This window comes from Sinorhizobium psoraleae, assembly GCF_013283645.1.
Classification (GTDB): Bacteria; Pseudomonadota; Alphaproteobacteria; order Rhizobiales; family Rhizobiaceae; genus Sinorhizobium; species Sinorhizobium psoraleae.
Window position 1 is genome coordinate 72,986 of the sequence record NZ_JABEKV010000009.1, and the last position, 16,740, is coordinate 89,725.

The window sequence follows — 16,740 nt, forward strand, 5'->3', positions numbered from 1 at the left end:
GGGGGTTATATTTATGGCTAAGAGTACGCGTCAGCACGTATTTGAGGGTATGGAACTACTGCCGGAGGGGCTGATCCCCTTCGTCGAAAAGCGTTTGGAAACCTCACTGTCCGGCCACTGGCAGGTCGAGGTCGTACAGCGCGTTCAGGGATTGAAACCCAATAGCCATGGCACGGCCATCGCCTGGGACCAGCAGGGCTTGCTTAAGGCCATGATGGCGTTCTGGAAGGATTCTTTCGGTACGGTGCTGGGCCATCCCGAACGGTCGTACGTTTCTGAGCTATTGGACGTTCGCAATAAGCTCGCTCACAATGAGAATTTCACCTACGACGATGCCGAACGGGCGCTGGATACCATGCGGCGCCTGCTGGAGGCCGTGAGCGCCGGCGACGTCGCCGAGAAAATCAGCGCGTCTCGGGACACCATTCTGCGGACCAAGTATGCCGAGCTGCAGCGCAATGAGGAACGGCGGAAAACGCAGCGCAGCGAAATTTCCGTCGAGACCGTGGCCGGGCTGATGCCCTGGCGCGAGGTCGTGGAGCCGCACCAGGACGTGGCGACGGGTGAGTTTCAGCAGGCCGAATTTGCCGCCGACCTTGCCAAGGTCCACAATGGCAGCGCCCCGTCCGAGTACCGCAACCCTCGCGAGTTTTTTGCGCGCACCTACCTGACGGAGGGCCTGAGCAATCTGTTGATCGGCGCCGCCAAACGGCTTTCCGGGTCCGGCGGAGACCCGGTTGTTGAATTGCAGACCAATTTCGGTGGCGGTAAGACGCACTCGATGCTGGCGCTGTATCATATGGTCAGCGGCACGCCGGTTGGCGACCTGCCTGGGCTTGACCAGCTCCTATCACGCAACGGTCTGACGGTACCTGCAAAAATAAAACGCGCTGTGCTCGTCGGTACGTCGCGCGGTCCGCAGGACATTATCAGCCTTGAAGGCGGGAGGAAAATCCGCACGACATGGGGCGAACTGGCCTGGCAGCTCGGCGGCGCGGAACTTTTCGAGATGGTTGCCGAGAACGACGCCCGCGGCATCGCGCCGGGTTCCAACCTGCTCGAAGCTATCTTCAAGAAATGCTCGCCCTGCCTGATTCTGATCGACGAATGGGTCGCGTATCTCCGGCAGATTTACAAGGTCGACGGTCTGCCTTCGGGTTCCTTCGACGCCAACCTCTCCTTCGTTCAGGCTCTGACCGAAGCGGTCAAGGCCAGTCCCGGCACACTTCTTGTCGCCTCGCTACCCGCCTCGCAGATCGAAGTCGGCGGCGAAGGAGGGCATGAAGCTCTGGCCCGCTTGAAACAGACCTTCAGTCGTGTTGAGTCGTCGTGGCGACCAGCTTCGCAGGAGGAAAGCTATGAGATCGTCCGTCGCCGCCTCTTCAAGGAAATCCCCGGCGACAAGTTTCATCACCGCGACAACACGCTGAAGCAGTACGGCAAGCTCTATCGGGAAAACTCTAACGACTTCCCGCAGGGATGCACGGATGAGGACTATCGCAGGAAACTGGAGAAGGCATATCCGATCCATCCGGAACTGTTCGACCAGCTGTATACGAGCTGGGGATCGTTGGAAAAATTCCAGCGTACCCGCGGGGTGCTGCGGCTGATGGCCCAGGTCATCCACGAACTCTGGATGGGTAATGACCCGTCGGTCATGATTATGCCCGGCAGCGTCGCGATCAGCTCCGCGCGCGTGGAGCCGGAACTTCTCCACTACCTCGACACGAGCTGGCAATCGATCATCGCGGGGGATGTCGATGGCATCACGTCGACACCTTACAAGGTCGACCAGGCTGCGCCGAACCTGAACCGCTATTCGGCGACGCGCAGAGTTGCGCGCGCCGTGTTCATGGGTACCGCGCCGACCCACGGACAGGAAAACAAGGGGCTCGACGACAAGCAGATCAATCTGGGTGTGGTACAGCCCGGAGAGCGTCCAGCCATCTTTGGTGACGCTCTCAGGCGCCTGACTAACCAGGCCAAGTTCATGCACAGCGACCTGGGCCGCTACTGGTACTCGATGTCGGCCAGCCTGAACCGAATTGCCGCCGATCGCGCGGGCCAGTTCGAAGAAGCGCTCGTGCTGATGGAGATCGACAAAGCGCTGGTCAGCTACGTCAATGGGCTGGCGGATCGAGGGCTTTTCGACGCTGTCCAGATTGCGCCCAGCAGCTCGTCCGATGTTCCCGATGAACGCGGAGGGGTTCGCGCGGTTGTGCTCGGCATCGCGCACCCCCATACCGGCCGCGATGGTTCGGAAGCGCACACCGAAGCAAAGGATATCCTGATGCAGCGCGGTAGCACGCCGCGGGTCTACAGGAACATGCTCGTGTTCCTGGCGGCAGAGCAACGCCAGCTGGATAACCTGAAATCTGCCACGCGATCATCCCTAGCCTGGGCGGAGATTGTGCGGGAAATCGACCGTCTCAACCTTACGCAAAGCGACAGCGCATTGGCCAAGTCGAAGGTGGCCGAGGCGAATGAAACCCTCAGGACTCGCGTGAAGGAAGCCTGGTGCTACCTGCTCTATCCTGTCCAGGAGAGCGCACAAGTCGACCTTACATGGAGCTCTGCGAAGATACCGGCACAGGACGGATTGCTGGCCCGCGCGAGCAAGAAGCTGGTTAGCGATGAAGGATTGTTGCCGGAGCTTGGCCCAACGCGCCTGGACCGCGAACTCCAGAAATACATCTGGAATGGCAAGCCGCATCTTTCCCTCAAGGATCTGTGGGAATACCTGAACCGCTACATCTACCTGCCCAGGTTGCAAAACCAGCAGGTATTAGTGAAGGCCGTTCAGGCAGCAATCTCAGGAATGCTACCGGGGCCCTTCGCCTACGCTGAGGGGTGGGATGAGGCCACCCAAGCTTATCATGGTCTGACCATCGAGAAGGCGGGCAATGTTCCCGTCGTAATCGACAGTGACAGCGTCATCATCAAACCCGATGTTGCGCTTAGTAAGCTTGTTGTCCCGAAGCCCGCGGTACCAGCCGGCATTGATGACGACATCGACAGTCGGACGAGTGAGCCAACGAGCGGATCGACCACTGGCTCTGACGGCCCGGCGAGACCGACTCCTGAAAAGCTACCGACGAGATTCATTGGCACCGTTATGATCTCGGCAGAAAGACCTGCTAGGGAGATTCACCAAATCGTTGAGGCCATCGTTGAGCAGTTGACAACGATGGCAGGCAGCGACGTGTCACTGAAGCTGGAAATTGACGCGGAAGTCCCCGGAGGTTTGGATCGCGCCAAAGTTCGCACTCTCTTGGAGAACGCGACGACGCTTGGTTTTATCGATAAGGTCGTGAGCTAGGCAAAAGGGCCCGCTTCAATCGAGCCTTGGTCCGTTTCCCCCCTCAGGGGTTGCTGACGGTCTCGACAGGTATTGATGCGACCAGTTCTGTCAGCTTTGGGATTAGGGGCGTACCTAAGTAAGTCGCGATGCCCCGTCTCTCCGCTTGTTAAACTGTCTAAATTCGGCCATGACTGTTGAAATCTCTTGGAGGTCAAGTCGTTCCATTGCTCAGCGCGCGGCGAGCGAGCCAGAACAAGGGTGAGGGGGGTTTGCAGGCGTCGGCACCCGAAAAAGTGCAGTTACAGGTTCAACAGGATGTGGATGCTGTTTTGGCATTCGGAATACAGAGGTCGAGGAAAACCGACATGAGCGATATCGCAGAACGCGTAAAAAAAATTGTCATTGACCATCTCGGCGTTGATGCCGACAAGGTTGTCGAAGGTGCAAGTTTCATCGACGATCTCGGTGCAGATTCGCTCGACACGGTGGAACTCGTCATGGCCTTCGAAGAAGAGTTCGGCGTTGAAATTCCAGACGACGCTGCTGACTCGATCCTGACCGTCGGCGACGCGGCAAAGTTCATCGAGAAGGCACAGTCCTAGTCGACATGGGATAGCCTCCATAGGCTGATCTGTTCTAACGGCTTGTGTGTGCGAGCCGTTTCAATAAATGGCAAAGCAAAGTAGGGCCACGAGGCGTGACCCCAATGCATGTAATGACGTAGACGCGGCCGCGAAGGCCTGTCTGCGAGTCTAGCTTAGCTGCGTTAGGCGCCGAGGGGCAATTCTTACTATAGATTTCGTCGCTCGCTCGCCGGCGAGCGTTGCCACGCGGGGACCCACACAACCTGGCATTGGGTCAGCTTGAGAGGCCGGTCTCGGTTGATTTCATTTTAGCCATTCCGCATTGGCCGATCGCGAGAAGATTCCAAGATGGAATTCATCTCAATGGCATTCAGGGTACCCCGTGTCGCGATGAGGTAAGCCACCATATAGGTGAGCTTTTGCCTTGATTCCCGATTAGTCCGCGGCAAGTAATTGACGATCGCCAGGCGGCCAACTTCTTCGTCTCGCGCGACTTCCAACAGTACTTTTGCATCGGCGACGCTCGCAACCCTACCAACTGTCCCGCGTTCATCAAATACGCGAATGGCATCCGCGGCCGCCATTTGCGCCGCGATATGCCGATCCATCAACTCACCAAGGGAAACCGCGGTTTCCGCGCTATTCTCTTCTTTCTGTCCGGCCCCACCCGAAAGTCCCGCGATTTCTGCATAAGAAATACCGTCGAACGCTAACGCGCTCAAAGCCTTGCGAAGGCCTGAAGAAAAGTCTCCCCGATTACGGGACCGAAGCGAATCCGAAATTAACATCCCAAAACCCACCTGTTGTCCGCACCAATTTGAAGGCGCTACTACGTTGCATTTAAACGCATTGATTGAGGACGAAGACACGATAGGGTAAGAAATCAAACGAAACCAAACGAAACCGAATCTGGTAAGCCTTTGTTAAAAAACGGAAAATTTTTTATCCCTCCGCCAAACGACGGAAGTGATTTCAAAGAATTATTCAAGCGATTGGCTGCGGCTGGAGCAGGTCGACCATTGGGTAGCGATGGTTTTCCTGCAGGGCCGTGGACGCCGGAGCTTCTTGCAGAGGCGATTTCACAGATTGATTCGAACCGGGCTGGCGTGGATCTACGAACGGTTCAGCTTTGGTTTCAAGAGAACGAGAAGGGCATCAGCACTGCCAATATTCGTTGGCTGGCAAGGATTTTTGGGTGCAATGATCCAGTCGCCACCAGTGAATGGCAGATGGAGCTTAGCGATGCGCAATCCCGGTTCGCGGCAAGGAGACGAGCATCTAAGAATGCAAGAAGCAGCGTTGCGCCCGGTGTTCCGGAAGGGCCATTGACTGCGACTGTCGATGATGTGACTGGCTCGCGAGCTGAGTTGGCACGGGGGACCGATATCAAGCGGCCGGACCGGCGTTTCGGCTTGGCGCTGAGATCGGAAGCGCTTTTTTCTCGCGGATCTCCCTTAAATTTACCGGCGTCGGTATTTGCGGGCGCCACCGCTCTTGGCTTCCTGTCATACATCACGGGCATTTACAGCGCCACGTACGTCCGGGCGGATGGCATCGTGAAGGAGGTTGGGTTTCTTTGGGCACCGAATTGGACATTCCTCTTTATGGTGCTTTTGCCACTGTTTTTTGCGATCGTAATAGAGCTGTTGGTCTTCTGGAGATACGAGGCGCGCTTAAAGTTTATGGCCCAGGGCGACAGGATGGAAAGCGAAAATGCTTGGGCGCGAAACGTCGAAGCTTCTTCGTATACATATTGGGCGGTTTTCTTGATTTGTGTATTGTTTGCCGGTCTTTTTCAGTGGATCGGCGTGTGCTTGATCCCATTGATGAACGGTGGTGACGACTACGCGACGAGTTGGGGCACGTTGGCTATTGTGCGCCCTGAAGTTATATCGGTGCCAATGTCGATCGTGTTCACGGCTCTCGCATATCTATACATGTGCCTATGCTTTTATCTGTTCTTCGCGGGTCTCATTTTGCTTCACACGATGGTCCATGATCTCTGGAAAATTGGGGAAGCATCGAAGGCCCGGCCGGAGATAGAACATCGACACGAGCTCGATCAACTTGGTCTCAGGGTGATGCGCGGAATTTTTCGGTGCACTGTGCTGGGTATTCTAGTCGCCATATGCATGAAGGCCCAAAGCTCTTACCTGACATCGAATGGAGTGAACATCGTGGATTGGTTGGTCGGCGATATGTCATCAGCCTTGTATGTGCATAAAGATGTTAGCAACGGGTTCAGTTATAGAATGCCGACACACTACAGCAGCCTTCTTGTCGCTATTTCAACTTGTGTCGTCTTCCTCGTTGCTTCCATCCGTTTAAGTGTCGGACGTCGATACCGTATGCTTTTGTGGAAGATGTCGGCGGTCGTGGGCTTGCTCGTTGCTGCCTATCTCTTGATCGGCGCATTCGCTGGCTTTTCGATCCTTTTAGGTATCGGAGTGCTCCTCGCGATATATGGCCTCTTTGACCCAGCGTTTGGGCATGGCGAACGAGTGAGGTAGGAAATCAGAGTGTATCATAGTTGGCTTGATCGTTGGGACGAGCGGCGGGCGCGGCGCGGCGAAGAAGGGAAAGGAAGAACGGCCCTCACCCTTGACGCGGAACGCGCCTTTCCAGGTGCGGAGAAGATAACAAGTCTCGAGGAGTTTTGTGTTCTTGCCGACCAGGCCGTGGCTAATCCGGCCTTCTTCGATGAGCCGAGTCGGAGCGATCAAGGCTTTCAAGGGCAAGATGGGTGGCTTAAATTTCCATCGGACATTTCCACGGACGTTGAAGAGAACAACATCGTCTGGGCAAAAATCGCAGATAGCGGGTCCTTCGATCGGGTATTGGTGATTTTTCACCACTGGAATGCCAGCTCCCGAAATCGCCAGATCGCCAGCTTTTTCTCGAAGCGTGGCATCACGGTCGTCGAGATTGCTATGCCCTATCACTTCGAGCGCAGCCGCCCTGGTTCCCTGCACGCCGATTATATGCTTAGCGCCAACCTTGGTCGAACGATCCAATCCGTAAGGCAGGCAGTATTGGACGGCCGAAAGCTCATTCGTTGGTTGAAGCGCGAAGGCTATCGAGACATTTCGGTCCTCGGTATGAGCTTGGGTTCGTGGGTCGCTGGATTGATCGCAGCGCATGACCCGGCCGTGTCAAAAGCCTCGTTATTTCTGACGGCGGGAAGCCTGGCCGACATGGTTTGGACGGGTCGCGCGACACGAGCAATACGCGACAGTCTTGCGCCTGAGATTGATCTGACCGTTCTCCGAAGGGCTTGGGGGCCGCTCAATTTGGGGAATTACGCACAGCGTCTGGCGCGGCCGGATCTCGCTCTGCACGTTGTCTTGGCCAAGAGAGACAAGGTGGTGTTGCCAGAGCTATCGGCGAGCTTCATGCAGAAGCTGGAGGACACCGGCGCTCGGCCAAATATCTTGGAATTAAACTGTGGGCACTATTCGCTCGCCATGCCGCCCCACATTTTGTTGGCCGGTTTGAGCCTGAAGCGGTTTCTATCGAGTCCTGATAAGGGCCGACGAACATGATCTGGGCGTCCGCGTCCGTTTAGGCCGCGGCTACCGGCGACTTTCATATGGATACTTTTAAGCAAATGCTGTTGAAATAGAGAGCATGGCAAAAGGCACGCGTCCGCCTCGCTCGAAACCGCTCCTCACCGATGAGAGCGGCCAGCTTCAAAGTCGCCGTGTCCGGAAACGGAACCCGGCGCAACCCGCCCTGCCCTTCGATCCCATGCCGGATCGCGTGGAACCCGCCCTGGCTTTGCTGAAGCAACGCCCACCGGCAACAGGCTATAACTGGGAAATCAAATGGGACGGGTATCGAATTCACGTCCACGTCGAGACCGGTCGGATCCGTGTTCTAACCAGAGGCGGATACGACTGGTCGCATCGATTTCCCTCAATTGTTGACGCGGCTCGTGAACTGGGACCTGCGTCAATGATTTTGGATGGCGAGGCCTGCCTATTCGATGAACAAGGCCGCTCGGATTTCAACTTGTTGCAATCCAGCCTGGGTGCGGTCGGCCGACGGAGCGGCAACCTCGTATCGCCCGCAACCATGATGGCCTTCGACCTGATCTATTTCGACGGCCACGATCTGCGAGGGCTGGAATACGACTCTCGCCGCCATCTGCTCGAAGACCTGCTGCAGGGGAAGGAAAGCGCGATCCGGCTTTCTGATGAGATCGACGCTGATCCTGTCGAGTTGCTGGACCACGCTTGCAGGTTGGGCTTGGAAGGGATCGTAGGGAAGAAACGCGACAGCGTTTATCGATCCGGCAGAACGGACGACTGGATCAAATGCAAATGCGTCCAAAGCGAAGCATTCTTCATTGTCGGGTATGAGCCTTCCGTCGGCGCTTTCGGCGGCTTCCGCTCTCTTCAACTTGCGGCCTATCGAGGCGATGATCTGCGCTACGTGGGCAGCGTAGGAATTGGATTCAAAGAGCGGGCGTCGCTCGCGTTGCGCACGTCCATGGACAAGCTGCCGTGGAAGCGAAGGCAGCCGCCGGTGCCATATTCAGGCAAGCGTAAAGTTGTATGGATTCAGCCGACGCTTATTGCGGAGATTGAATACAGGGCCTGGACCTCCGATAACAAGTTGCGCCATGGATCCTACAAAGGCTTGCGGGAGGTCCAGGACAATGCCGAGGTCTACCGGCTGGGCGAAAATGAGGGAACATGAGGGGGCTCACGACTCGGTGTCTCCGGCAAAGCAGAGGCTTTTCAGTTCTGCAAACTGGCTCTCTTGCCGCGATTCGAGATTCGCCAATGTTCCAACATGGTTGCGCCCAGCCATCCAAGCGTCGATTGATGTCGTGACCGGCTTGTCGCAGCGTTGCTTCAACGCATCTAAAATTTTCGAATGGATGTTGGCATTTTCATAGTCGAGATGATGCTTCATCGCGTATTCGCGCGAGCGCAATGATCGCAAAAGATCATCTCGTTCACTGCCGCGTTCGTAGGTGATCTTATTCTTTGTCAACAGCTTTTTGAGGTCCCTCCAAGTTTCTTCCAACGGCGATTCATCCAGATATTGGCAGAGCTTAAAACCGTCCGCGCTCAGTCTGTCTTCGAAATCTTGTAAATCCTTAACAAACGTTCGTCCCTCATCGGTGATCTGCAAAATTTTGTGCGGGGAGGTCGAAACGATCCTGATGAACGATGAGCGATAAAAATGTCTGTCCGCATCGAGGCGGTCGCAAGCATTCTGGACGATCTGATGCCACATCGGCGCTCCACTTCGGAGAGCATTCCCCGCGGCATCCTGGTCGCTCCATGGGCGAGGTTTGCTAACTTCAATGAGTTCTTTGATTTCGCGAACAGTCGCTTGACCTTTTCGCTCGTCAATCAGAATCCGCAACGTAAGAAGCAGCGCTTCTTCTTCTTTCAATTTCGGCACATACGACATTCCGCGCCCCCATATTCTACTAGCGGATAAGAGATCAAATCCGGCGAGCAAACAAGGCGCGAATGCCCTGGCGCCACCATGGCTTCTTATCTGGCCGACAACATCCGGTTTTTGGCGCATTCCGGCAGAGGCGGCGAATAGAGATCAGCGCGGTAGCTGACCCAAAATCCAACGATTTCCGTTTTTGTTGCCGCAGCCCAAGCACCTCAGGCGGGATTGCAGAGAATGAAGCATTGCATTGCCCCATTTTCGTCGCAGCTCGTATCGGTCGATCCACCCTTCCCGCTCGCATGAGGGACAGCTACCGCCCAGGGTATGCCACTGCGGAAGATCATCGACAGCCGTACCTAGCGGGTCTTGGACAGGCCCGATATACGTGATCGCATCCCTGCTCGGCCGACCGATTTCAATGCCGCGACGATGTTTCATCGTTCCACATTTGTTCGCACCCGGGCAGGGTGTCAAGGCGACGGAGAGGGGGCAAATGGAATTCGAGGGAAAGACCACGGCCGAGCTGTTGACGATGCATGCGGCTATCATGGAAGAGCTGCGCGGCCGAAATGTCCTCAGGAGCGCCAACAACCCGACCGGGGACCTGGCCGAATACCTCTTCTGCGCCGCTTTCGGCTGGCAGCAGGCCGCGAATTCAGTCAAGGGGTATGACGCGCTCGACGGCGCTGGAATCAGATATCAGGTGAAAGGCCGCCGTATCCATCAGCGCAACAAATCCCGGCAGCTCTCCGCGATCCGTGACCTGGATGGTTTCGACGTCCTTGCCGTCGTTCTATTCGGCGATGACTACCAGATCGTCAGGGCAGCGCTGATTCCGGCCGCCACGGTCAAGGAAAAGGCCGTCTACATCGCACACACCAACAGCCACAAATTCCTGGCAAGGGATGGCGTCTGGGAAGTTGCCGGTGTCATGGACGTGACGGATAGGCTTCGACAGGTACCGTGAGCCGTCAGCTCGCGTTCAAAAATGTTGCTCGGTCGCGCGAAAATTTGGGCGCCAGACTCACACAACGCTATCGGCGCTTTTTCAGGTCAGGAAATGGGTCCCGCCCCATTGCCTTTGCGATCTTCCGCCAGGCCAGTCCGCCCATGCCAGGTATCCGCAGAATCTCGACTGTAGACAGGTGTTGCATGTCGTCAACGACCTCGTATCCGAGCTGGTTGAGCTCAGTGAGGAGCCAAGGTTTAAGTTTCAAGTCCGAGAGTTTCGTATCCATGCGGCGATAAAATCACCCCTTGCAGCGGCCGGCAATTGTAGAATCATGCAAGCTTGGAGTCGGCGCGCTCGTCGCAAAGGCAGGGGATGATCTATTCATCCCATTCCTTCGCCGAGGGCCTTCAAGACCCCAAGAGCCCGTTTCCGAACGGTGGCATCCTCAATGCGAGTGAACGTCCGAATGAGCTCAATCCCTTCATCGCTGGTGGCGAACTTTATGATTTCCGCGTGGAGGCGGACTTTCGGATCGGCGCTGATCTCGCCGGCGTCGTCGGGCATCTCATCGAAAAAGTGGGAAACCGGGGCTTGCAGGGCAACTGCGATCAGTTGAAGGCGGCTTGCTCCCACGCGATTGATGCCCTTTTCGTATTTCTGCACCTGCTGATACGTCACACCGATCGCGCCGGCTAACTTCTCCTGTGAGATTTTCATTTCGAGTCGCCGCGCGCGAAGGCGACGGCCGACGTGAACATCGACAGGATTGATCTTCTCAGGCGTTGCGTTCGGATGGCGGCTTAGCATCAGCTCTCCTCGTGCCGTTTCGAATTGCGTGATCAATTGACTGGCGGCGAGCCGGGATCGTGATGCCGGCCTAGCGAGCATAGGTAGATGGCGATTTCCCGCAGGAGATGGTCACGATCGCCATATCTTTCCTTGATGCGGGCCAGCTTCGGCCCTGCGATCTCATATTCTTCATCTGATAGGTCGGCATCCCCGACGACGTATCCATCGTGACCGATCGCGCAGATGTCGCAACCCGTCGCAATGACGTCATCTACAAATGCCGGAATCTCCGCTTCCAGCATGAGCCGCTTGTCCTGGTGCGTTCCTATGTTCTGCCCCTCCTTGTAAAGGATCAGCAACGGTAGGAAGAGATGGCGCGGCTGGCGCCGCGCCATCATTATCGCCGCCGTTGCTGTTGCTCTTGATGTTCGTTTGGGACTCTATCCGACTGAGCAAGCTGAGAACGTCACGCAACGTTTCCTCGTCGAAGGTCCGCAGCTTTTCGATAGAAGCCAACAGAAGGGCCGCCGCAGTATCGGTCTTGCCCCACAAATGGGGAGCGGCCGGCGACAGCATCTCTTCCGGACTTGCGCCAAGGACCTCACAGAGATGGACGAGTCTGCTAACGGTGAGGCGGGAAACGTTATTTTCGTAACGCTCATAAACCCGCTCGCTAAGACCAAGCATGGTCGCCAGTTTCTTCCGGGCCAATCGTCGCCTGTCGCGGGCTTGCCGGAGGCCGATGCTGATTTGCCCTTCAAGTTCGGCGCTGAGAATAATCTGACCGTCGAATGGTTTGCGATAGATCGATTTGCCAATCAGAGGATCGTCTATTTGCTGCAAACCGAGATCCAAAATCCACTGCTCGAGAGACGGCCCTGCCATTCGTCCTGCCGATTATAACTAGAGGTATGGACCTCTCTAACCCAAACGGTTGTATTTGGGGAGACCCTAAAACGCCACAGACGGAATCAATTTGGCGCATCGCTGACGCGAGCCCGCTCTATGCCTGCGGCACGAAGCCCGCTGAAAAGCGGTCTTCGCCCATGCGGGTAACGATCGGTTGCGCAAGAGTCGCTACGCAGTCGCCTCCTTGACTGCATCAATTTGCCTCTAAATCCCGTTTACAGACCCCCTCAAAATCAGCATATTGCCTGCCAGAAAACACCAATCACGGGTTGGTGCATGACAAGTCGCTAGCCCTTCTTGTCATGCACCGCGGGGGCCGTCCTGATCTATGAGGCAGGGCGGCCCTTTCCATATCTGAAATGGCGGCCCGGCGGCCGACTCTGTCTTCCTGAAGGAGGGAAAGAGGGCGCCGCCCTCTCTCCCTCACAAGGGAAAAAACGGTCTCCCCGTCCTTCCTCCCCTCGCCTTCGGCTCGCTCCGTGCAGGATCGACGCGGATCCGCACGTGCGGATTTTGCGTCGCCCCTTCGGCTCATGCCTCGGGCGGGCGAACCCCCTCCGTTTTGTTCCCTTGCCTCCCTCTCTCCCGCTGCTCCGCGCGAACTCGGGGAGCAGGAGCGGGGCTCCTGCCCCTCGGGCAGACGCTAGACCGCTTCGCGGAAAGGAAAGGGCTAGAACAATGATGCGCGTGAACACTGCTTATCTGCTGGACCCGGAGACCACGATTTTTAGGCCGGTGGAGCTTCCGGTCGATACGGGTATCCGGCCGATTTATGACTTAATCGGTTGCCGACTGCTTGAAGTCGTACGGTTTGACGAGCGGCACACGCTTTTCGTCGACGAGGACGGATTGCGGGATGGGCTAACCGCCTTCACCATCTTCGAAGGTTTCCCGCAGCCGATCGCCGGCAAGATCGTGCTCGTGGGGGGCGATGGCAGCACCCCGTACACCTCCCCCCTCATCAGCCTTGAAGATGCGGCAAAGCATTTCAAATGCTGCCGCCCGGTTCTGGACCCGGTGTTTGCCAAGGCCGATGAGATTTCGGCCGGTGGCATCATCATCGCCGGCGCGCTCGCAGGCCTGCAATGCCGCATCGAGCGCCGCGCGCCTGTCCTAGTCGAAGGAGAGGCATGATGAAAATCGCAGCACTCGAAAACAACATCCTAGCCATCGTCGCAGGAACCTTCGCCGCAACCATTGCGGCGGAGGACATCGAGGCGAAGTTTCACGCCCTCACCCATTTTCCCGACCGGCGCACGAAGGCCGAGCTTTCAGAGCTTGCGGAGCGGTTGAACCAATTCGCCGCTTACGTTGCCGAGCTTTGGGACAAAGCCTGCGTTCCGATTCCGGAACCGGATATTGAAGCTTTCGCCCGCCGTCACGTCGAATTGACGCGGCGCTATTGGGCGGCGGAAGGCCGTTGCATGAACTGGTTTGTCACCGGCCCTGCCCGCTTTCCCGTCGCCCGCAATGAAAAGCGGATGAAGATTGCCGATGCGCGCCGCGCCGACCTGAAGGCGCACGAGGCGACGGCTCGCAAGGCAGTGAAGCGGAAGGCGTTCCCGCATGTCACCGATGATGAGCCGATCCGTTCCGGAGATCCAGTGGCCTTGCAGAGGATCATGACGCGCATCGAGGAGACGGCGCTTGCCATCGACCGGATGAAAGCCGCGAACGCGATCATCCGGCGGATGGAAAAGGACCTCGCCAGCGAAGAGGACATGATTGCCACCGTCGCCGCGAACACCGGACTTTCCGCCGAAACCGCAGCCAGCGGCATCAAACTAGCACCGTGGCAGTCCCGGCGCGGTTTCACCACGACCAACAGCCGTGCCGAGCTTCGCCGCCTGCAGCAGCGCCTTGCTGTCCTCGCAAGGATGAAGGAGCGCGGCACCCAAAGCCAGGAGGTCGAGACGAACGCTGGAGCCGTCGAGGTCAAGGAGAACGCCGATATCGCGCGTATCCAGTTGATCTTTCCCGGCAAGCCGGACGACCCGACGCGGCGCGTGTTGAAGGCGAACGGCTTCCGCTGGTCGCCGTCGCAAGGAGCTTGGCAACGGCACTTGAACGAGTCCGGACGCTACGCCGCCCAGCGCGTGTTGAAGACGATCAGCGGCGCCAACGCCGCCTGATCAACCGCCCCTATTCGAAGGAAGGACATTCCGATGACCCAGGCAATCTATTTCGTGATGGAGTTTCATGGCACGGGCGACCCCTATTTCGGCGGAACCGCTGCCGATTGGGCGCTCTACAAGACCGAGGACGGCGGGCACGCTTTCATCAGCGCCGCCGACGCGCAGCGCCGGAAACTGGTCACGGCCTATTATCCGACCACGACGGAGGCAGAACAGGCCGGAACCGAAGCGAGCACACGGAAAGGGCGGATTTCCGCTCTTCCAGCCAAGCTACGGCCCGACCTGCCAACCGGGCAGATTTCATGGATTGTCGGCAACAAGCACGTCGGCGAGGACGATAGCGACCTTGCAGAGGATATGGCCGACAGGGCGAAACGGGCGGGTGCAACCGATTCTGACATGGTGGCGCAAATTGTCGCCTATGCCCTTGCCTGCCATCGCGCCAATCAGGCGCTTGTCGCTCACTTCCGGCTGTAGGGGCGCGGACATGCGACTCGCGCCGCAGCGTCGACGTTTTCGACATGCCGTCGGGCACGGGCGGAAGCTTCACGGTTTCCGTTGTCGAGGAGGTTGCTGCCGATAGAGTGCGGGTGCGCGTCTGGTACGGACGCGCACCCGCACTCGGTTGGGAGGCTTGGAAGGATTGGGATGGCTACACTTTCGAGGCGGAGCGAGCCGCCCTCACCAACCAGCGGACTATGCCGCTTTTCAGAACGAGGCCGCGCCGACGGCGCGGCCTTCACCGAACAGGCCACGAGAGGAGCCAGCATTGAGCCGCTATACTGTTGCAGTGAAATCCGCGACCAAGGCCGACCCGGAAGCCACGATCGGCTATGACCGGCCTTTAAGGACCTTCTTTTTGCAGGCGTTTCCGGACCCCGAAACCGACGAATGCGCCCTGTGGCTGGGCGGGTTTCTTGAGGAATATCCAAGCTTGGAAGCCATTATCGAAGCCGCGCGGGTGCAAGGCTACGAGGTTCACGGCCTCACGCGCGAAATGATACTGGCAATGATCAAGGAAGCTGGGCCGCCTTCTCCGCCGAGCCTTGGTGAACGCCTTGGAATTGTCCGTTAGCGCGCCGCAATCAGCCTGATCCGCATCGAGCGGACCAAGGCTGATACGAGGGGAGCCCCGAAGCCCCTCCCCTCGTACTCCCCTCCCCATCCACGGCGGCCGCCCCGCTGACACGAGCCGGCTCACTTCGCCTTGTTGTCGTTGTCGGGCCGTCGAACACAGTTGCCAACCTGGACCCCGCTACAGCAAAACCGCGACCGAGATCCGGCCTGAAGGCCGGATGGCGACTTGCCGATTGACGGCGAAGGCGGCGGCTGAGGCTACGAACGCCGCGTTTTCCGGCCTCTCCTTAGGTGGCTGTCCGCAATCTGATGCTGCGCACGATACGTCAGGGCCGGCCTTGGCGTGCAACCCTAAAGGGTTCTCCTCTCCTCTTCGCTCCGTTGTGACCGCTTCGCGGTGCACTCGGCCGTCCCAGCCGTATTCGAGCTTCGCGATTACGCACAACCACTAAGGAGGATCACCCTCATGAAAACGCTCGTAACCTTCTGCCAGAAAACCGGCCGCCGCCTTCGCCTCTACATCAATCGGCAAGTCGTCAAACTGTCCCATAAGGGCCAGTTGAAAATCTCGGTCTCGCTTCCGCTCATCGCTAAGGTCGAGGTCAGCTACCAGTGCGAGTTCAACGCCAAGGCCGACAACGACAACAAGGCGAAGTGAACAGCGCCGCGCCCTGCAGTGCAGGGCGCGGCTTTCCGCCGTGGCCCGAAAGGACGGGCGGCAGAGCCGCCCGCTTGCTACCACCAGAGGCGGTCCCACCAGCTCTGGATGGCGTAGACGGTCTTCGCGCCAACCCAGTAGTATCCGAAGCACAGTGCGGCCACGATTGCGGCCCAAAACGGATGCACTTCGAAATACAGCGTCCCGAGCAGGAAGGTGATGACAGTTCCGACGATGCCTGCTTTGATGTCGATTGGTTCCATGTTTGCTATCCTCATGAAAAGGCTACAGATTGTTGATGAGCCTGTAGCTTCTTGATTCTAGCCTGGACCCTTGCAAGGCACTAATCGGAGAAAATTTCGCCAACGACAAATTAGCGGCTTTATTGTTGCCGACGGGTATCGACTGCCTATCTTCCAATGGCCACAACGGGGGAAGGCAGACTGTGAACCATAAGAATCTCGGCCACGCCGCTCTCATGTTCGCCGTCTCGAGCACGATGATGTGGATCAGCAGATTGGCCCTGCCCGAATATTGGAAGGCAGTTGCCGAGGGCCGGGCCTTCAACAATGTCGCTCTGGATGTCCTGTTTCTCATGTTGCCGGCGCTTGGCTTTGGTGTCGGCGTTTATGGAATGGCGCTTTCCGGAATCCTGTTGGGGAAGGCTTTCCCCCGGATTTTCTGAAGCCGACAACGTGTCATCGCGGCCAGGGTGGCGTTCCAGAGACGGCATTGTTGAGGCCGCTGACCTCGGCACTCGGTCAGGCTAGGCCACCAACAAACCCGCTCAGCTCGTCAAGCCGGACCATCGACAGCCGGACAGCACCACGGCAGCCGCGCGCCCGACAGACGGTCTCGCGTTCTACCTCGTCTATATAGAGAAATTCCCGTTCCGGCGAGACGCACACGATCGCCCG

At 57.6% G+C, this 16,740-nt stretch carries 19 protein-coding genes; 12 read left to right on the plus strand and 7 right to left on the minus strand.

The features are described 5' to 3' along the window. Positions 1-13: 13 nt before the first annotated feature. On the plus strand, positions 14-3,319 hold the full coding sequence (locus tag ILFOPFJJ_RS29980; protein WP_173514149.1) for a DUF499 family protein: 3,306 nt from the start codon (positions 14-16) through the stop codon (positions 3,317-3,319). A gap of 347 nt (positions 3,320-3,666) precedes the next feature. After that, positions 3,667-3,903, plus strand: a complete 237-nt coding sequence (locus ILFOPFJJ_RS29985; protein ID WP_173514208.1) for an acyl carrier protein — start codon at positions 3,667-3,669, stop codon at positions 3,901-3,903. 290 nt (positions 3,904-4,193) lie between these two features. Here the strand turns inward: ILFOPFJJ_RS29985 and ILFOPFJJ_RS35465 are convergent, their stop codons facing one another. Further along, positions 4,194-4,673: a hypothetical protein gene (locus ILFOPFJJ_RS35465; RefSeq protein WP_246299907.1), complete on the minus strand. Its 480-nt coding sequence runs from the start codon at positions 4,671-4,673 to the stop codon at positions 4,194-4,196. 132 nt (positions 4,674-4,805) lie between these two features. On the opposite strand from ILFOPFJJ_RS35465, the gene ILFOPFJJ_RS29995 reads away from it, so the two are divergent. The 3 genes from ILFOPFJJ_RS29995 (at position 4,806) to ligD (ending at position 8,586) form a co-directional block, all read left to right on the plus strand. Further along, on the plus strand, positions 4,806-6,395 hold the full coding sequence (locus ILFOPFJJ_RS29995) for an RcgA family putative transporter (RefSeq protein ID WP_173514150.1): 1,590 nt from the start codon (positions 4,806-4,808) through the stop codon (positions 6,393-6,395). Positions 6,396-6,404: 9 nt separating this feature from the next. Further along, complete coding sequence (locus ILFOPFJJ_RS30000; RefSeq protein WP_173514151.1) at positions 6,405-7,427, plus strand: RcgR family putative quorum lactone hydrolase; 1,023 nt, start codon at positions 6,405-6,407, stop codon at positions 7,425-7,427. Between the two features lie 85 nt (positions 7,428-7,512). Next, positions 7,513-8,586: a non-homologous end-joining DNA ligase gene (ligD, locus tag ILFOPFJJ_RS30005; RefSeq protein ID WP_173514152.1), complete on the plus strand. Its 1,074-nt coding sequence runs from the start codon at positions 7,513-7,515 to the stop codon at positions 8,584-8,586. A gap of 6 nt (positions 8,587-8,592) precedes the next feature. Here the strand turns inward: ligD and ILFOPFJJ_RS30010 are convergent, their stop codons facing one another. After that, positions 8,593-9,312 (minus strand): hypothetical protein, encoded by a 720-nt coding sequence (locus ILFOPFJJ_RS30010; RefSeq protein WP_173514153.1) that lies wholly within the window; start codon positions 9,310-9,312, stop codon positions 8,593-8,595. Positions 9,313-9,796: 484 nt separating this feature from the next. Between ILFOPFJJ_RS30010 and ILFOPFJJ_RS30015 the strand changes: the two genes are divergently transcribed. Then, positions 9,797-10,270 (plus strand): hypothetical protein, encoded by a 474-nt coding sequence (locus tag ILFOPFJJ_RS30015; RefSeq protein ID WP_173514154.1) that lies wholly within the window; start codon positions 9,797-9,799, stop codon positions 10,268-10,270. A gap of 67 nt (positions 10,271-10,337) precedes the next feature. Here the strand turns inward: ILFOPFJJ_RS30015 and ILFOPFJJ_RS35470 are convergent, their stop codons facing one another. From ILFOPFJJ_RS35470 to ILFOPFJJ_RS30030, 4 genes are all read right to left on the minus strand, one after another. Continuing rightward, complete coding sequence (locus ILFOPFJJ_RS35470) at positions 10,338-10,541, minus strand: hypothetical protein (protein WP_097596233.1); 204 nt, start codon at positions 10,539-10,541, stop codon at positions 10,338-10,340. A gap of 95 nt (positions 10,542-10,636) precedes the next feature. Further along, the gene (locus ILFOPFJJ_RS30020; RefSeq protein WP_127635925.1) at positions 10,637-11,062 is read right to left on the minus strand and encodes a helix-turn-helix domain-containing protein; all 426 of its coding nucleotides are present in this window, start codon (positions 11,060-11,062) and stop codon (positions 10,637-10,639) included. Positions 11,063-11,094: 32 nt separating this feature from the next. Continuing rightward, positions 11,095-11,346, minus strand: coding sequence for a Y4lK-related protein (locus tag ILFOPFJJ_RS30025; protein ID WP_127635923.1), 252 nt, complete (start codon positions 11,344-11,346; stop codon positions 11,095-11,097). After that, on the minus strand, positions 11,312-11,929 hold the full coding sequence (locus ILFOPFJJ_RS30030; protein WP_173514155.1) for a helix-turn-helix domain-containing protein: 618 nt from the start codon (positions 11,927-11,929) through the stop codon (positions 11,312-11,314). The genes ILFOPFJJ_RS30025 and ILFOPFJJ_RS30030 overlap by 35 nt, the downstream gene beginning before the upstream one ends. 702 nt (positions 11,930-12,631) lie before the next feature. Between ILFOPFJJ_RS30030 and ILFOPFJJ_RS30035 the strand changes: the two genes are divergently transcribed. From ILFOPFJJ_RS30035 to ILFOPFJJ_RS30055, 5 genes are all read left to right on the plus strand, one after another. Next, complete coding sequence (locus ILFOPFJJ_RS30035; RefSeq protein WP_096771583.1) at positions 12,632-13,087, plus strand: DUF3846 domain-containing protein; 456 nt, start codon at positions 12,632-12,634, stop codon at positions 13,085-13,087. Next, positions 13,087-14,085 (plus strand): DUF8626 domain-containing protein, encoded by a 999-nt coding sequence (locus ILFOPFJJ_RS30040; protein WP_246299908.1) that lies wholly within the window; start codon positions 13,087-13,089, stop codon positions 14,083-14,085. Before ILFOPFJJ_RS30035 ends, ILFOPFJJ_RS30040 begins: the two co-directional genes overlap by 1 nt. Before the next feature lie 33 nt (positions 14,086-14,118). After that, positions 14,119-14,565 carry a hypothetical protein gene (locus ILFOPFJJ_RS30045; protein ID WP_096771585.1) on the plus strand — a complete coding sequence of 149 codons (447 nt, stop codon included), beginning with the start codon at positions 14,119-14,121 and terminating at the stop codon, positions 14,563-14,565. 292 nt (positions 14,566-14,857) lie between these two features. After that, complete coding sequence (locus tag ILFOPFJJ_RS30050) at positions 14,858-15,163, plus strand: hypothetical protein (protein ID WP_127635911.1); 306 nt, start codon at positions 14,858-14,860, stop codon at positions 15,161-15,163. Positions 15,164-15,631: 468 nt separating this feature from the next. Continuing rightward, positions 15,632-15,823: a hypothetical protein gene (locus ILFOPFJJ_RS30055; protein WP_173514157.1), complete on the plus strand. Its 192-nt coding sequence runs from the start codon at positions 15,632-15,634 to the stop codon at positions 15,821-15,823. Positions 15,824-15,900: 77 nt separating this feature from the next. Here the strand turns inward: ILFOPFJJ_RS30055 and ILFOPFJJ_RS30060 are convergent, their stop codons facing one another. Continuing rightward, on the minus strand, positions 15,901-16,086 hold the full coding sequence (locus ILFOPFJJ_RS30060) for a hypothetical protein (RefSeq protein WP_127636591.1): 186 nt from the start codon (positions 16,084-16,086) through the stop codon (positions 15,901-15,903). Between the two features lie 182 nt (positions 16,087-16,268). Between ILFOPFJJ_RS30060 and ILFOPFJJ_RS30065 the strand changes: the two genes are divergently transcribed. After that, the gene (locus ILFOPFJJ_RS30065; RefSeq protein ID WP_127636590.1) at positions 16,269-16,508 is read left to right on the plus strand and encodes a hypothetical protein; all 240 of its coding nucleotides are present in this window, start codon (positions 16,269-16,271) and stop codon (positions 16,506-16,508) included. Positions 16,509-16,740: the final 232 nt, after the last annotated feature.

Bases quoted from the DNA above. Each gene is read 5' to 3' on its own strand.
- ILFOPFJJ_RS30030 (WP_173514155.1), bottom strand. From the start codon at position 11,929: ATGGCAGGGCCGTCTCTCGAGCAGTGGATTTTGGATCTCGGTTTGCAG.
- ILFOPFJJ_RS29985 (WP_173514208.1), top strand. From the start codon at position 3,667: ATGAGCGATATCGCAGAACGCGTAAAAAAAATTGTCATTGACCATCTC.
- ILFOPFJJ_RS35470 (WP_097596233.1), bottom strand. From the start codon at position 10,541: ATGGATACGAAACTCTCGGACTTGAAACTTAAACCTTGGCTCCTCACT.
- ILFOPFJJ_RS30055 (WP_173514157.1), top strand. From the start codon at position 15,632: ATGAAAACGCTCGTAACCTTCTGCCAGAAAACCGGCCGCCGCCTTCGC.
- ILFOPFJJ_RS29980 (WP_173514149.1), top strand. From the start codon at position 14: ATGGCTAAGAGTACGCGTCAGCACGTATTTGAGGGTATGGAACTACTG.
- ILFOPFJJ_RS30040 (WP_246299908.1), top strand. From the start codon at position 13,087: ATGAAAATCGCAGCACTCGAAAACAACATCCTAGCCATCGTCGCAGGA.
- ILFOPFJJ_RS30020 (WP_127635925.1), bottom strand. From the start codon at position 11,062: ATGCTAAGCCGCCATCCGAACGCAACGCCTGAGAAGATCAATCCTGTC.
- ILFOPFJJ_RS35465 (WP_246299907.1), bottom strand. From the start codon at position 4,673: ATGTTAATTTCGGATTCGCTTCGGTCCCGTAATCGGGGAGACTTTTCT.
- ILFOPFJJ_RS30045 (WP_096771585.1), top strand. From the start codon at position 14,119: ATGACCCAGGCAATCTATTTCGTGATGGAGTTTCATGGCACGGGCGAC.
- ligD (WP_173514152.1), top strand. From the start codon at position 7,513: ATGGCAAAAGGCACGCGTCCGCCTCGCTCGAAACCGCTCCTCACCGAT.
- ILFOPFJJ_RS30060 (WP_127636591.1), bottom strand. From the start codon at position 16,086: ATGGAACCAATCGACATCAAAGCAGGCATCGTCGGAACTGTCATCACC.
- ILFOPFJJ_RS30010 (WP_173514153.1), bottom strand. From the start codon at position 9,312: ATGTCGTATGTGCCGAAATTGAAAGAAGAAGAAGCGCTGCTTCTTACG.
- ILFOPFJJ_RS30015 (WP_173514154.1), top strand. From the start codon at position 9,797: ATGGAATTCGAGGGAAAGACCACGGCCGAGCTGTTGACGATGCATGCG.
- ILFOPFJJ_RS30035 (WP_096771583.1), top strand. From the start codon at position 12,632: ATGATGCGCGTGAACACTGCTTATCTGCTGGACCCGGAGACCACGATT.
- ILFOPFJJ_RS30025 (WP_127635923.1), bottom strand. From the start codon at position 11,346: ATGCTGGAAGCGGAGATTCCGGCATTTGTAGATGACGTCATTGCGACG.